The following is a 14,968-nucleotide window of genomic DNA, read 5'->3' as shown; positions in this document are numbered from 1 at the left end:
ATCGCGACGACAGGACGATGCGGGCGCGTCGGACGGGAACGACCACGTGAGAGGGTTCTCGTCAGTCCGACCTGATCGGAACGGTGGGTGCGGTCGCCGCGTGCTCGGGTCGTACGGGCGTCCGGCCGACGGGTCCCGGTGGGCCGGGAAGATCGCCGGGTCCCGGCGGCGCTCCCGTCCGCGGGCCCGACGGCGGTCCGGAGCCCCCCTTGACGCGACGCAGGATCCGGCGCGCCACGAGCAGGACGAGCAGGCCGCCCGCGATCACCGTCAGCCACACGGTGACGGTGCCGTAGGCCGTAGAACGGACCTGCAGCCGCGTCGGCGGGCCGAGGATGTCGCCCTTCGGTGTCTGGACGATCGCGTCGACGGCGAACTGGCCAGCACGCACGACCTGGGCGCTGACGCGGACCTGGATCCGGCCGAGCGGGGGCACCCGCTGGTCGGGGATCGGGCTGACCTGCAGGCCGGCGGTACTCGCGATGACGACGCGGACGTCGAGCGCGACGGGCAGCCCGTTGGACACCGTGAGCAGCAGCGGCGCGTCCGAGGTGCCCAGCGAGTAGGGCCCGGGCGGCTCCAGGACGCGCACCGTGCCGCGCAGCTCGTCGAGCCTGATGGCGGAGAGGTCGGCTGCGGTCGCCGCGAGGGCGGGCCGGCCGCGCCACGACGCCGACACCGGCCGCAGCATCGAGCGGCGCAGCGGGTCGAACACGGCCGCGGGGGTGACGTCGGCACCGGGCTCCTCGATCGCGGCCGCCGACATCGAGTCGACGTCGGCGATCAACGCGCCGACCCGATCGACGGTCGTCGCCGGAATCTCGTCGCCGCCCGCCTGCAGCGGGTAGAGCAGCGTCGCGTCGCGGCCCGTCGCGCCGGTCGCCGAGAGCGGGCGCGGGACGAGCAGGCCGTTGTCGACGAGCAGCGACGCCGCCGACAGCAGCGCGTCGGCCCCGGCGCCGTCGGCGCCCCACAGGTGCGGCGGGGCGAGGACCAGGGGCGCCTGTCCCGAGGTCCCGGAGGTCCCTGCGGCCGAGGCGCTGCCGCCGGAGGTGGCGCGGAACGCGAGCGTACCGATGGTGTCCTGAGTGGACAGGGGCGTCGAGACGGGCACCGCGGAGCTGGCGACGGGCGCACCCGAGCCGGTCGGCACATCGGTGCCGGGGGTGGCTGCGGCGGTGAGCAGGGGGTCGGTGAGCAACGCGCTCGGCCCCTCGCGCAGCGGCACGACACCCGACCGCCCGGAGCCGGCGATGCCGTCGGCGGAGAGCACGAGGCCGGTGAGCCGGGCGGACCCGGCCAGGGCGTCGACGGTCTCGTCGTCGACGACCCCGTCGGCGGGCCAGAGGATGCCGGTCTGCAGCGGGGTGTCGAGGATGTCGGCGGCGACGTCGCGCCCGCCGGTGACGGCCTCTGCCGCGGTCGTGCCCTGGCCGCCGCGGGCGAGGGCGACGAGATCGGCGTCGGCGAACGGCAGCGCGACGACACAGCTGCCGCGCACCGTCGACGTCAGCGCGGCGAGCCACTGCCGGGCGGCGTCGGCGCCGCTTCCGGGGGTGAGCGCGCCGCCGGCACCGCGGACCTGGTAGCCCTCGGCCATGGCCTCGGCCGTCTGCAGCAGATCGGGGTCGACGGCGACGCAGATCCCCGAGCGCAGCGCCGAGCCGGACGGGGCGCGCTGGGCGAGTGCGCTGACGAGCCCGTCGAGCCGCCCGCCCGGGGCGAAGGAGCGGGCGAGGTCGTCGTCGGTCAACGTGGTGGTCTCGCCGGGGACGCCCGGCAGCCGGTGCGGCACGTCGACGATCGGGTAGAGCATCGTGAAGGGCCGGGCCGGGCCGGTGGTCGTCGCCGGGACGGCGGGCTCCAGCGCGCCGTCGACCGCGTCGGCCGGCAGGGAGAGGACCGGCAGCAGCATCCGGGTCGCGGCGAGCCGGGCCCGCGGCTGACCGTCGGGCTCGCCGTTGACGTTGACCAGCAGCGGATAGGTGCCGGGCCGGTCGATCGCGAGGCCCGAGCCGCCGGTGCCGCGCAGCGGTGCCTCGACGCTGAAGTGCACGGTGTCCCCGGGCGCGAGCGTCCCCGGCACGTCGACGAACGCCGGCGTGACCGTGTCGGTGCCCGCGCGGCCGGCGAGTGCGGACTCGACGTCGGAGGCCGTGCGCAGGGCGTCGCCGCGCTGCAGTCGCACACCCAGCTGGGACACCGGCAGGGCACCGCTGTTGCGAATGGTTCCCGTCACAGTGACGAATGTGGGGCCGTCGAGGGTCGCGATCCGCGGGGTCAGCTGGTCGAGCGCCAGATCCACCGACACGGCGGGCCCGGCGTCCGGCTCCGCCGGCGCGGCGAGTGCCTGGCCGGCGAGCGGGCCGGCGAGCATCAGCAGCGCGATCGCGACCAGGGTCGCGACCGCTCTCACGCCGACTCCTCCAGCAACTGGGTGGCCCGGCGGATCAGCCGCCGTTCGTCCGCGTAGGCGAGGCGCGACTCCAGCTCCTCGAGCGGCACCCACGCCACCTCGGACACCTCGACGTCGAGATCCGACAGCTCACCACCGAGCGCGCGCAGGAGGAAGTGGTGCACGGTCTTGTGCACACGGCGGTCCTCGGCGACGAACCAGAAGTCGATGGTGCCCAGAGGTGCGACCACCCGCCCGATGATGCCGGTCTCCTCCTCGACCTCGCGCACCGCCGCCTGTTCTGCCGTCTCACCAGCCTCGATGTGCCCTTTGGGCAGCGACCAGAGCAGCCGGCCGCGCCGGTCGAGCCGGCCGATGATGGCCGCGCTGCCGCGCTCGTGGTCGACGACGAGCCCACCCGCGGACGTCTCGTCGACGGTGCGCAGCCGGCGCCTGCGCTCGGGTGGTCGACCCGCGCGGCGCCCTCCTGAGCGACCGCGCGAGGTGGACATGGCCCGATGGTAACGATCCAGGGCACGGCCGGCCCGGTACTCGCCGCGGCCCGTGAGCGGAATCCGGACGCGGGCGTCGGAACGCGTTGCCTAGACTGGCCCGCCGTGTCTTCCCCGTTGTTGATCCCCGGCTCGTCGGCCGCCTCGGTGACCGCCGAGGCGACCCCGGGCACGCCCGCCCGGCCGGGCGACGCCTCGGACGACGCGGACCTGCGTCGCGCCCAGGAGAATGTCCTCGTGGACCTGCTCGCCATCCCCGCGGTCGCCGACGAGCTCGGCGAGCGCTTCCGCGCGGCGGGCCATGTGCTCTACCTGGTCGGCGGCAGCGTCCGTGACGCGCTGCTCGGCCGCGGTGCCGCTGCCGGCGGGGACCTGGACTTCACGACGGACGCGCGCCCCGAGCGGATCCAGGAGCTGCTCGCGGGCTGGGCCGACACCGTCTGGGACACCGGCATCGACTTCGGCACGATCGGCGCGCGCCGCGGCGACCACGTCCTGGAGATCACGACGTTCCGCGCCGACGCCTACGACCGCGTCGGGCGCAACCCGATCGTCCGCTTCGGCGACTCGATCGAGGGCGACCTGGTCCGCCGCGACTTCACGGTGAACGCCATGGCGGTCGAGGTGCACGCGCCCGACGGCCAGCGCCGCTTCGTCGACCCGCACGGCGGTCTCGCCGCGCTGGCCGCCGGGACCCTCGACACCCCCGCGACCCCGCAGGAGTCGTTCGCCGACGACCCGCTGCGGATGCTGCGCGGAGCCCGCTTCGTCTCGCAGCTCGGCTTCGCGCCGGCGCCGCGCGTCGTCGAGGCGATGACGGCGATGGCGGGCGAGCTCGCGCGCATCACCAAGGAGCGGGTGCAGGCCGAGTTCTCCAAGCTGATCCTGGGCGCGCACCCGCGGCGGGCGATCGAGCTGATGGTCGACACCGGGTTGGCCGAGCTCGTCGTGCCGGAGGTGCCGGCCATGCGCCTCGCGATCGACGAGCACATGCAGCACAAGGACGTCTACACGCACTCGCTCGTGGTGCTGGAGCAGGCGATCGAGCGTGAGCAGGACGGGCCCGACCTGGTGCTGCGGCTCGCGGCGCTGCTGCACGACGTCGGCAAGCCCGACACGCGGCGCAAGGAGCCCGACGGCAGGGTGAGCTTCCACCACCACGAGGTGGTCGGCGCCAAGATGGTGCGCCGCCGGCTGCGGGAGCTGCGCTACCCGAAGGTCGTCGTCGACGAGGTGGCCCAGCTGGTGTTCCTGCACCTGCGCTTCCACGGCTACGGCAACGGCGAGTGGACCGACTCGGCCGTGCGTCGCTACGTCACCGACGCGGGCCCGCTGCTCGACCGGCTGCACAAGCTCGTCCGCTCCGACTGCACGACGCGCAACCGGCGTCGCGCGGCCGCGCTGCAGCGCAGCTACGACTCCCTCGAGGAGCGGATCGCCGCGCTGCGCGAGCAGGAGGAGCTCGACTCCATCCGGCCCGACCTCGACGGCAACGCGATCATGCAGCTGCTCGGGTTGCGGCCGGGGCCGCTCGTCGGCAAGGCGTACAAGCACCTGCTGGCGCTGCGGATGGAGCGTGGCCCGCTGTCGCACGAGGAGGCCGAGGCCGAACTGCGGGCCTGGGCGGCCGAGAACGGCGTCTGAGACCGGTCAGCTGCCGGAGGCGCGGCGGCGCAGCTGCAGCTCGTGCGCCACGAGCCCGATGACGTAGATCCCCGCCGCCGCGCCCAGCAGGCCGGGCGCCCAGCCGTCGGGCGGGCTGAGCAGCGCCGCCGCGGCCACGGCGACGACATAGCTGATGTTGAACAGCGCGTCGTAGAGCGCGAAGACGCGGCCGCGGACGTCGTCGCCGGTCTCGCTCTGCACGGCCGCGTCGGTGCACAGCTTGACGATCTGACCGGTGGCCCCGAGCAGGAACGCGGCGGCGAGCACCGCCGGCATGCCCAGGAACGCGGCCAGCCCGATCTGGGTGAGCACGGACGCGCCCAGGGCGAGCCGGACCGTCATGGCCCGGCCGATGCGGTGCACCAGCCACGGCGTGAGCAGCGCCGCGACGCCGAGCCCCGCGGCCGCGAGCACGACGGCCTCGCCGACGCCGGTCATCCCCGCCCGCAGGACGCCGGAGTCGGCGAAGGCGTACCGGAACAGCAGCAACGACACCAGCGTGCCGATGCCGAACGCCAGCCGGTGCGCCATCAGCGCGGCGAACGAGGCCGCGACGGTCGGGGTGGCGGCGACGGCGCGCAGCCCGTCGGTCATGCCGTGGACCACGACGCGGGTCGCCGACCTCTCCGCCGCGGGGGTGGCCGGAGCGCTCGCGTCGGAGGCCGGGACGCGGTCGGGCCCGAGGCTGCCGCGGCGGAACCCGGCGGCGACGAGCGCGGCGACCAGCGGACCGGCCAGCGCGATTGCCGTGACCAGTGCGGACCCCGAGTTGCCCGAGCCGATGACGGCGCGCAGGCCGATCGCGGTGGCCCCGCCCAGCGCGGCGGTGGCGGCCCCGGCGGTGGCGGCGATCGTGTTGGCCTCGACGAGATGCCGGGGCTCGACGACGTGCGGCAGCCCCGCCGACAGCCCCGAGAGGACGAACCTGCTGGCCCCGGCCACGGCGAGCGCGGCGAGGTACAGCGGGACCCCGCCGGCGCCGGTGCCGACGAGCACCGCGACCGCGACGATCAGCAGCACGCGGACCAGGTTGGCGACGACGAGCACCCGGCGGCGGTCCCAGCGGTCGAGCAGCGCGCCCGTGAACGGGCCGATCACCGAGTACGGCAGCAGGATCACCGCGAGCCCGGCGGCGACGGCCAGCGGGTCGGCCTGCCGCTCGGGGTTGAACAGGACGGCCCCGCCGAGCGCGGCCTGGAACAACCCGTCGCCGAACTGGGTGGCGAAGCGGACGGCCAGCAGGCGGCCGTACCCGGGGGACCGCAACAGCCGCGACAGCCCCGCCTTCTCGCGGGCGCCGACGGTGGTCGTCTCCCCCGTCGTGGCGGCGGACGAGGAGGACACGACCGGAAGGCTACTGCCCCGGCGCGGGTGCGACGATGGGTGACGTGAGGGACGACCGCACCGGGACCGCCGGCTCCTCCGTGCCGGTCGCGCCGGGCACGCTGCTCGTGGCGTCGCCGGCGCTGTCGGACCCCAACTTCCGCCGGACCGTCGTGTTCATCGTCGAGCACCGCGACGACGGCAGCCTCGGCGTCGTTCTCAACCGGCCGAGCGAGGCGGACGTCCGCGACGTGCTGCCGGCCTGGGAGGCGTTGTCCTCACAGCCACGGTCGGTGTTCGTCGGCGGGCCGGTCGACGCCCGGACCGCGCTCTGCCTCGCCGCCCTGCGCACGGGCGTCGCGACATCGGGCCTCGACGGCGTGGTCGCGGTACGGGCGCCGGTCGCGCTGGTCGACCTCGACAGCGACCCGGCGGCGCTGGCCCCGAAGCTGCGGGGGCTGCGCGTGTTCGCGGGCTACTCCGGCTGGGGCCCCGGCCAGCTCGCGGGGGAGATCGAGCGCGGCGACTGGATCGTCGTGCCCGCGCTGCCCGACGACGTCATCACCGAACGGCACGCCGACCTGTGGGGCCGGGTGCTGCGCCGGCAGGGCACTCCGCTGGCGCTGCTGGCGACGTTCCCCGCGGAGGTCGGCCTCAACTGACGCCGGTGGCGGAGCCGGTCGCGCCGGCCACGCCCGCGGGCCGGCAGCCCTCGACGAGCGAGCACCCCGCACACGCCCCGGCGCACGCCGAGGGCTCCTCCTCGACGAGCCGCGCCGCCCGGTCGCCCAGCGCGCCGCCGATGCCGGCGAGCGCGAGCACCGCGACGACGGCGACGACGAGCAGGACGATCCCGACCGCACCCGCCGGCCGCGCGACGAGCCCGGCGCCGGCGGCGACCGCGACGGCGCCCGCGGCCCCGACCAGCGGCGCGGCCACGCGGTTCGCCGTGACGAACGCGCGCTCGGACGAGAGCGTGGCAAGGGTGCGCACCCCGGCGAAGCGGTTGGGACGCAGGACCCCGCGGGCACCCGCGACGGCGAGCGCACCGAGGCCCGCCCCGCTCACGATCAGCAGGGCGCCGAGGACGACGGTCAGGGTGGCAGGCACCGGTCAAGCCTAAGCCAACCCGTTCGCGGCCCTCCCGCCAGCGGCGTTACGCTTGACGTCGCAGATGGCCCGCGTCGACGCGGTCGCGTCGGAGGCGATCCGGCGCCGTCGCGCCGGGCCCCCGTCCCACCGGCCGGGGTCTCCGACGTCTCGCCCGCGGCTACCGATCCCGGTCCGCGGGGGACTCACCGTGGCCGTCACCGAGATCGAGCTGAGCGGACGGACATGACCACGGAGACCACCGGCGCGACCACCACGGCCGAGCGCACCGACGCCGAGGCGGGCACCCCGCCGTTCCGGTACGGCGCGGCGCTCGCCGGCCGCATCGAGCGCAAGTGGCAGGACCGCTGGGAGGCCGAGGGCACGTTCCGCGCGCCCAACCCCGGCGAGCCCGGGTCGGAGCGCAAGAAGGTCTACCTGCTCGACATGTTCCCCTACCCCTCGGGCGCCGGCCTGCACGTCGGCCACCCGCTGGGCTTCATCGGCACCGACGTCCTGGGCCGCTACCTGCGGATGACCGGGCACAACGTGCTGCACGCCATGGGTTTCGACGCGTTCGGCCTGCCCGCGGAGCAGTACGCCGTGCAGACGGGAACCCACCCGCGCACGACGACCGAGGCCAACATCGCGCGCTACCGCGAGCAGCTGCGCCAGCTGGGCCTGGCCCACGACGACCGGCGGTCGGTCGCGACCACCGACGTCGAGTTCTACCGCTGGACGCAGTGGATCTTCCTGCAGATCTTCAACTCCTGGTACGACGTCGACGCCGACCGCGCCCGCCCCGTCGAGGACCTGGTCGCGCAGTTCGAGTCGGGTTCGCGTCCCACCCCCGACGGCCGGCCCTGGGGTGAGCTCTCCGAGGTCGAGCGCCGCGCGGTCGTCGACGGGTTCCGGTTGGCCTACATCTCCGAGGCGCCCGTCAACTGGTGCCCGGGGCTGGGCACGGTGCTGGCCAACGAGGAGGTCACCGCCGACGGGCGCAGCGAGCGGGGCAACTTCCCCGTCTTCCGGCGCAACCTCAAGCAGTGGATGATGCGGATCACCGCCTACTCCGACCGGCTGGTGGCCGACCTCGACCGGCTCGACTGGCCGGAGTCGGTGAAGGCCATGCAGCGCAACTGGATCGGCCGCTCGGAGGGGGCCCGCGTCCGGTTCGCCGTCGAGGGTTCCGACGAGCCGATCGAGGTCTTCACCACTCGTCCCGACACGCTGTTCGGCGCCACGTACATGGTCCTGGCGCCCGAGCACCCGCTGGTCGACGCGATCGTGCCCGCCGGCTGGCCCGGCGACGTCGACGCCCGCTGGACCGGTGGGGCCGCCACCCCGGGCGAGGCCGTCGCCGGCTACCGCGAGGCCGCGGCCCGGAAGTCGGAGCTGGACCGTCAGGAGAACAAGGAGAAGACCGGCGTCTTCACCGGCGCGTACGCGACCAATCCGGTCAACGGCGAGCGCATCCCGGTCTTCGTCGCCGACTACGTGCTCATGGGCTACGGCACCGGCGCGATCATGGCGGTCCCGGCCCAGGACACCCGCGACTGGGAGTTCGCGACGACCTTCGGACTGCCCATCGTACGCACCGTCGATCCCGGGGAGGGCTGGGACGGCGAGGCGTTCACCGGCGACGGTCCGGCGATCAACTCGGCCAACGACGAGGTCAGCCTGAACGGCCTCGGTGTCGCCGACGCCAAGCGGACGATCATCGACTGGTTGGCGGGCAAGGGGTTCGGCGAGAGCGTCGTGCAGTACAAGCTGCGCGACTGGCTGTTCTCCCGGCAGCGCTACTGGGGTGAGCCGTTCCCGATCGTGTGGGACGAGCACGGTCCGGTCGGCCTGCCCGACTCGGAGCTGCCCGTCGAGCTGCCCGACGTCGACGACTACTCCCCCAAGACCTACGACCCCGACGACGCCGACACCGAGCCCGAGCCGCCGCTGTCGCGTGCCACCGAGTGGGTCGAGACGGAGCTGGACCTGGGCGACGGGCCGCGCGCCTACCGTCGCGAGACCAACACCATGCCGCAGTGGGCCGGCTCCTGCTGGTACTACCTGCGTTATCTGGACCCGGACAACCACGAGCGGTTCGTGTCCGAGGAGGCCGAGAAGTACTGGGTCGGCAAGGACCTGCAGCGCTCCGCGGCCGACCCGGGCGGTGTCGACCTGTACGTCGGCGGCGTCGAGCACGCCGTGCTGCACCTGCTCTACTCGCGGTTCTGGCACAAGGTGCTGTTCGACCTGGGCCACGTGAGCAGCGAGGAGCCGTTCCGCACGCTGTTCAACCAGGGCTACATCCAGGCCTACGCCTACACCGACGCGCGCGGGCTGTACGTCCCGGCCGAGGAGGTCGTCGAGGGCGACGACGGTGGTTTCACGTGGAACGGCGAGCCGGTCACCCGTGAGTACGGGAAGATGGGCAAGTCGCTGAAGAACGTCGTGACGCCCGACGAGATGTGCGACCGCTACGGTGCCGACACGTTCCGGCTGTACGAGATGTACACGGGCCCGATGGAGGCGTCGCGGCCGTGGTCGACGCGTGACGTGGTCGGTCCGCAGCGGTTCCTGCAGCGTGTGTGGCGCAACATCGTCGACGAGGAGACCGGTGAGTGCCGCGTCACCGACGACGCGCTGGACGAGGACACGCTGCGTGCCCTGCACAAGGCGATCGCCGGTGTCCACGAGGACTTCCCGGCCCTGCACTACAACACCGCCGCGGCCAAGCTGATCGAGCTCAACAACCACCTGACCAAGGTGTACGGCGGGGCGGGGGTCCCGCGCGCGGTGGCGGAGCCCCTGGTGCTGATGCTGGCCCCGCTGGCTCCGCACGTGGCCGAGGAGCTGTGGGCGATCCTGGGGCACGACGGCTCGTTGGCCTACGAGCCGTTCCCGGTGGCCGACGCGCGCTACCTGGTCGCGGAGACCGCGGAGTACCCGATCCAGTTCAACGGCAAGGTGCGCTCCCGGATCACGGTCCCCGCGGCGGCCGACGTCGCGACCGTGCAGGCCGCCGCACTGGCCGACGAGAAGATCGCCGCGCTGCTCGACGGGCGCGAGCCGCGCAAGGTCATCGTCGTGCCGGGCCGTCTGGTCAACATCGTCGGCTGACGCCGGCGAGGGGCGCCTCAGTGCGGGCGGCGACGCGGCGGCTTCGCAGGCAGCCGCGTCGCCTCGCCGCGCCGCGCCGCACTGCGCCCGGGATCGGCGAGCCACTTCTCGACCTCGGCGACCACAGTGCACGCATTCGCGACGGCGCGGGTCGCCTCGTCGGCGGGGACGGGCTCGTAGCCGTGGTCGGCCAGCAGCGTCTGGTTGAACAGCGCGCGCAGCAGCCGGCCCGCCTCCGGGTCGAGCGCCCGCTCGCGCACGACACGACGCACGAATGCCGACACGACGTCGGAGTAGTCGCCGCGCGTCTCCCCCAGCACCAGCAGTGCGGTCTCGGCCGCGTGGTAGGCGGCGTGGAACGCGCGTGAGAGCGCCTGGGTGGTGAAACCGTTGTCCAGCAACAGGGTCGCGGCGTCGATCTCCTCGTGTGCCCGCTGCATCCCGGAGTTCACGTGATCCGCACCGACCCGACCTTGGCCCGGATGATCATGGGTTCGGTGGGCCGGCCCATGGCCGCCTCGGCGACGGGCAACGCGGTGATCGTCAGGCCGGTGCGTTCGGTGTGCTGCCAGAGGACGGCGTCCATCCGGTCGAGCTCCGCCCAGGTCGAGTCCACCTTGTCCAGGACGACGAGCAGGTCCAGATCGGACTCCACACCGCCCTCACCGCTGGCCCACGACCCGTAGAGCAGGACGCGGTGCAGCCGCGGACCGTAGAGGTCGGCGAGATCGGCCGCGACGGCGGCGGGGACGTCGGCGTTGCGGGGTGACGGATCGGGGTAGCGCGCCCGTGCCCGGTTCGCCGCCGCCTCGTCGATGAGCCCCTCCTCCAGGAGCCAGTCGACGGCCCCGCGGCGCGCGCGGGCGTCACGGAAGCGGTACCACTCGTCGCGGACCTCGGGGAACTCGAACAGCGCGTTCTTGAACCGGCGGAACGCGCCACGCCCGTCGATGGCCTGGTCGAGCAGCTCGGCGGCCCGCCGGTGCTGCACCGCCTCGACGAAGTCGCGCATGTCGCCGTAGCCCTCGCCGGCCTCCATGGGCGGAATGCGCCGCCAACCGGCCGGCTCGTCCTCGTGGGCCGGGACGGCGCGGATGCGCCCGGTCGCCGGATCGATCCACCACGTCGAGCCGGGCGTCCGGTCGTCGCGGGCAGCGCCGAGCTCGGCGAGGTCCACGTCGTCCGGGTCGAGCATCCCGCGATGCTAACGCCGTCGGATCGCCGTGGGTGTCGCGAATGTAGACGACACCCACCCGTGACGCGTGCAGGTCCGGCCGGGGACACCGGCCGGACCCTGCGCGGGGAGCGAGGCCCCGGAGCCGCGGTCGACCCGCGTCAGACGCGGCGGGCTCCCGAGAACGGCATCGACGCCAGGCTGCTGATCTTCACCGGCTGGCCCGCGGTGCTGGCGTGGACCACCTGGCCATTGCCGATGTACATGGCGACGTGGCTGACCGGCTTGTAGAAGAAGACCAGGTCACCGGGCTGCAGAGCGCTCTTGGCGACCGGCGTGCCGAAGGTCGACTGCGCTCGGCTCGTGCGCGGCAGGGTGATCCCGACCTGCTTGAAGGCCCAGTACATGAGGCCGGAGCAGTCGAAGGCGCTCGGGCCCGCCGCACCGTAGCGGTACGGGGCGCCGATCTTGCTCATGACGATGGACAGCACCGAGGCCTTGCTGGCGACGTTCTCGACGGGCGTCGACACGACCTGGGCCGGCCCGGTGACGACGGCGGGGGCCTCGGCGGTCGCGACGGCCGGAGAGTCCAGGACCGCGGCTCCGGAGGCGGCGGGGGTCGTTCCCGCAGGAACGACGGCGAACGCGGCGGCCGCGGCGGTGACCGCGACGACGGCCGTCCGGATCGTGAGGAAGCGGGCGGTGTGCGTGGGCACGGGTGTTCCTTCGGGGGGTAGCACCGTCGGACACGCATGACCCTCACTCCACGGCGGGGGGGAGCGTGGGGCGGGCCGGTCTGCGGTCTGCTGGGGGTTGCAGGCCGTTCCGGGTCCCGCCCGTGTGTCCGGACGATGACCGCGTGCCCCTCTGCTCCGGGTGAGCGTCGGTCGCACACGGCCGTTCGCCAAATTACGAACAGATTTCGACAAGTAGTCATGACCAATGTCTCATTCAATACCGCGTATTCGGGTGATCGTTGTCACCGAAAGGAACCCGAACAGTCGAATGGCGACCGTGTAATTCGGTGCTTTCCGCAGTGGTAAACCGGGGAGCGGTGTGTGACCAGTCACATCAGGGTGAGTTATAGCCCCGTTATTGGTTCGGACGGGTGACAACAATTGCAGTCCGGAAGCAAGTCCAACCGTTTCGGTCCGGAAACGACGGGAGCCCCGTTCCGCGGCTGCGGAACGGGGCTCCCGGGGTGGAGCGGGGTGCGGGTCAGTCCTGGCGCTCGCCGCGGATGAACTGCTCGACCGCGTCACGGGCGATGTCGTCGCCGTACTGCTCCGGCGGGGACTTCATGAAGTAGCTCGACGCGGACAGGATCGGGCCCTCGATGCCGCGGTCCTTGGCGATCTTCGCGGCCCGCACGGCGTCGATGATGATGCCGGCGGAGTTGGGCGAGTCCCAGACCTCGAGCTTGTACTCCAGGTTCAGCGGCACGTCGCCGAACGCGCGGCCCTCGAGCCGCACGTAGGCCCACTTGCGGTCGTCGAGCCACGCGACGTAGTCCGACGGGCCGATGTGCACGTTGTCCTTGCCCATGTCCCGGTCGACCTGCGACGTCACGGACTGTGTCTTGGAGACCTTCTTGGACTCCAGACGCTCGAGCTCCTTCATGTTCAGGAAGTCCATGTTGCCGCCGACGTTGAGCTGCATCGTGCGGTCGAGCTGGACGCCGCGGTCCTCGAAGAGCTTCGCGAGGACGCGGTGCGTGATCGTCGCGCCCACCTGCGACTTGATGTCGTCCCCGACGATCGGGACGCCGGCGGCGCGGAACTTCTCCGCCCACACCGGGTCCGAGGCGATGAAGACGGGCAGCGCGTTGACGAACGCGACGCCGGCGTCGATGGCGCACTGCGCGTAGAAACGGTCGGCCGCCTCGCTGCCCACGGGCAGGTAGGAGACCAGGACGTCGGCCTCGACGTCGCGCAGCACCTGGGCGACGTCGACCGGCTCCTCGTCGGCCTCGGTGATCGTCTCGCGGTAGAAGCGGCCCAGCCCGTCGAGGGTGTGGCCACGCTGGACGGGGACGTCGAGCGGGGGCACGTCCGCGATCTTGATCGTGTTGTTCTCGCTGGCGAAGATCGCCTCGGAGAGATCGCGACCCACCTTCTTGGCGTCGACGTCGAACGCCGCGACGAAGGTGATGTCACGGACGTGATAGCCGCCGAAGTCGACGTGCATCAGGCCCGGGACCCGGGTGGACGGGTCGGCGTCCGCGTAGTACTGGACACCCTGTACCAGCGACGCCGCACAGTTGCCGACGCCGACGACGGCGACACGCACCTGGCTCATGGCCGGCTCCTCCTTCATTCCTCACGTGGATCCGGCTGCGTCGCCGGAGGATCCTGTTGTTCCGCCTGCTCGCGGCTGATCAGCTCGTTGAGCCACCGGACCTCCCGCTCGGTGCTGTCGAGCCCGAGCTGGTGCAGGTCGCGGGTGTATCGGTCGATCTGCTCGCCCGCACGACCGAGTGCGGCGCGCAGGCCTTCCCGGCGCTCCTCGACGGCGCGCCTGCGGCCCTCGAGGATGCGCATCCGGGTCTCGGCCGGGGTGCGCGAGAAGAACGCCATGTGCACGCCGAACGTCTCGTCGTCCCACGCCTGCGGGCCTGCGTCCGCGAGCAGGTCCGCGAAGCGCTCCTTACCCTCGGCGGTGATCCGGTAGACCTTCCGGCTCCGCCGTGACCACGCGCCCGCGGCGGTCTCGGCCGCCGGCTGGTCGCTGTCCTCGACGATCAGCCCGGCCCGCGTCAGCCGACGCAGTGCCGGGTAGAGCGAACCGTAGGAGAAGGCGCGGAAGCCGCCGAGGCGCAGACCGATCTGCTTGCGCAGCTCGTAGCCGTGCATCGACGCCTCGTTGAGCAGCCCGAGGATCGCGAGTTCGAGCACCGGACCACCCCCCGACCACGACGCGCGCACCACACCGGCGAAGGGTGGCGACTCGCACCACTATATCGGTCCGATACATCTGCGCTCGTGATGGAGAGCGGCATCACCTGGTCCCGGGGCACGGTCCGGCCGGCGTCGTACGAGGTCGCGGGTCCGGGAGGCGGCGCCGCGGACCGGCGTCGGCGCGGGTGGTCGGGAGTCGTCGGAGTCCGCGCGTACCCTGGTCGGGTGCTCACGCAGCGGCAGGTCGTCGACTTCGCGCTGCAGCGTCGGGCCCTGCTCGCCGACGTGCACTCCGGCCGGACCGGGGTCGCCGAGGTCTGCGACGCGAGTCCCTACCTGCTGCGCGCGGCCCGTTTCCACGGGCAGCCCAGCGATGTCACCTGCCCGGTGTGCCGCAAGGAGCGGCTGACCCTGGTCTCGTGGATCTTCGGCGAGGAGCTCAAGCACGCGGCGGGATCCGCCCGTAAACCCGAGGAGCTCGAGCGCCTCGAGACTCTGTACGCCGAGTTCTCGGTGTACGTCGTCGAGGTGTGCCGAACCTGCAGCTGGAACCATCTCGTCCAGTCGTACGTCCTGGGTACCGGGGGCCGCAGCGGCCCGCCGGCCCGGCGGCGGTCGGCGGGGGAATGAGCGCGCGCCCCCCGATGAGCGAGCGTCAGCGAGCGGTGAGCTCGCGCGAACGAGTCGAAGTGACCGGTCCGTGCGTCGCCAGCTCCCCGGGCGACGTGCGACGGGGATGTCCCCGACGCCCGCCCGCCCCCGAGCGGGACCCGTACGGACGGGGCCGGACCATTGA

Annotated in this window: 13 protein-coding genes; 4 read left to right on the top strand and 9 right to left on the bottom strand. The window is 73.1% G+C overall.

Annotated features, from left to right (window positions below):
- Positions 1-61 precede the first annotated feature (61 nt).
- Both PSD17_RS02945 and PSD17_RS02940 read right to left on the bottom strand, forming a co-directional pair.
- Positions 62-2,416: a DUF6049 family protein gene (locus PSD17_RS02945; protein ID WP_339121365.1), complete on the bottom strand. Its 2,355-nt coding sequence runs from the start codon at positions 2,414-2,416 to the stop codon at positions 62-64.
- The gene (locus tag PSD17_RS02940) at positions 2,413-2,907 is read right to left on the bottom strand and encodes an NUDIX hydrolase (RefSeq protein ID WP_013678643.1); all 495 of its coding nucleotides are present in this window, start codon (positions 2,905-2,907) and stop codon (positions 2,413-2,415) included. The genes PSD17_RS02945 and PSD17_RS02940 overlap by 4 nt, the downstream gene beginning before the upstream one ends.
- 6 nt (positions 2,908-2,913) lie before the next feature.
- Between PSD17_RS02940 and PSD17_RS02935 the strand changes: the two genes are divergently transcribed.
- Positions 2,914-4,551: a CCA tRNA nucleotidyltransferase gene (locus PSD17_RS02935; protein ID WP_013678642.1), complete on the top strand. Its 1,638-nt coding sequence runs from the start codon at positions 2,914-2,916 to the stop codon at positions 4,549-4,551.
- Between the two features lie 6 nt (positions 4,552-4,557).
- On the opposite strand, the gene PSD17_RS02930 is transcribed toward PSD17_RS02935, so the two are convergent.
- Positions 4,558-5,916, bottom strand: coding sequence for an MFS transporter (locus PSD17_RS02930; RefSeq protein WP_013678641.1), 1,359 nt, complete (start codon positions 5,914-5,916; stop codon positions 4,558-4,560).
- A gap of 35 nt (positions 5,917-5,951) precedes the next feature.
- Between PSD17_RS02930 and PSD17_RS02925 the strand changes: the two genes are divergently transcribed.
- Positions 5,952-6,557, top strand: coding sequence for a YqgE/AlgH family protein (locus PSD17_RS02925; protein ID WP_339121364.1), 606 nt, complete (start codon positions 5,952-5,954; stop codon positions 6,555-6,557).
- On the opposite strand, the gene PSD17_RS02920 is transcribed toward PSD17_RS02925, so the two are convergent.
- Entirely contained in the window at positions 6,550-7,005 is a 456-nt protein-coding gene (locus PSD17_RS02920; protein ID WP_013678639.1) for an SdpI family protein, read from the bottom strand. The genes PSD17_RS02925 and PSD17_RS02920 overlap by 8 nt on opposite strands.
- A 225-nt stretch (positions 7,006-7,230) precedes the next feature.
- Here PSD17_RS02920 and leuS point away from each other — a divergent pair, with 225 nt between their 5' ends.
- Positions 7,231-10,101, top strand: coding sequence for a leucine--tRNA ligase (gene leuS, locus PSD17_RS02915; protein WP_339121361.1), 2,871 nt, complete (start codon positions 7,231-7,233; stop codon positions 10,099-10,101).
- Positions 10,102-10,118: 17 nt separating this feature from the next.
- On the opposite strand, the gene PSD17_RS02910 is transcribed toward leuS, so the two are convergent.
- The 5 genes from PSD17_RS02910 to PSD17_RS02890 form a co-directional block, all read right to left on the bottom strand.
- Complete coding sequence (locus PSD17_RS02910; protein WP_233899239.1) at positions 10,119-10,553, bottom strand: HEPN domain-containing protein; 435 nt, start codon at positions 10,551-10,553, stop codon at positions 10,119-10,121.
- A complete protein-coding gene (locus PSD17_RS02905) occupies positions 10,550-11,296 on the bottom strand; it encodes a UPF0158 family protein (RefSeq protein ID WP_013678636.1) in 747 nt (248 codons plus the stop codon). The genes PSD17_RS02910 and PSD17_RS02905 overlap by 4 nt, the downstream gene beginning before the upstream one ends.
- A gap of 140 nt (positions 11,297-11,436) precedes the next feature.
- Complete coding sequence (locus tag PSD17_RS35270; RefSeq protein WP_013678635.1) at positions 11,437-11,991, bottom strand: C40 family peptidase; 555 nt, start codon at positions 11,989-11,991, stop codon at positions 11,437-11,439.
- A gap of 502 nt (positions 11,992-12,493) precedes the next feature.
- A complete protein-coding gene (locus tag PSD17_RS02895) occupies positions 12,494-13,573 on the bottom strand; it encodes an inositol-3-phosphate synthase (protein WP_339121358.1) in 1,080 nt (359 codons plus the stop codon).
- A gap of 14 nt (positions 13,574-13,587) precedes the next feature.
- Positions 13,588-14,169: a PadR family transcriptional regulator gene (locus tag PSD17_RS02890; RefSeq protein ID WP_013678633.1), complete on the bottom strand. Its 582-nt coding sequence runs from the start codon at positions 14,167-14,169 to the stop codon at positions 13,588-13,590.
- Positions 14,170-14,397: 228 nt separating this feature from the next.
- Here PSD17_RS02890 and PSD17_RS02885 point away from each other — a divergent pair, with 228 nt between their 5' ends.
- Positions 14,398-14,802 (top strand): DUF5318 domain-containing protein, encoded by a 405-nt coding sequence (locus PSD17_RS02885; protein ID WP_041763092.1) that lies wholly within the window; start codon positions 14,398-14,400, stop codon positions 14,800-14,802.
- Positions 14,803-14,968: the final 166 nt, after the last annotated feature.

The organism is Pseudonocardia sp. D17 (assembly GCF_036984265.1).
Taxonomy (GTDB): domain Bacteria; phylum Actinomycetota; class Actinomycetes; order Mycobacteriales; family Pseudonocardiaceae; genus Pseudonocardia; species Pseudonocardia benzenivorans.
This window is presented reverse-complemented; position numbering and strand designations above follow the sequence as displayed.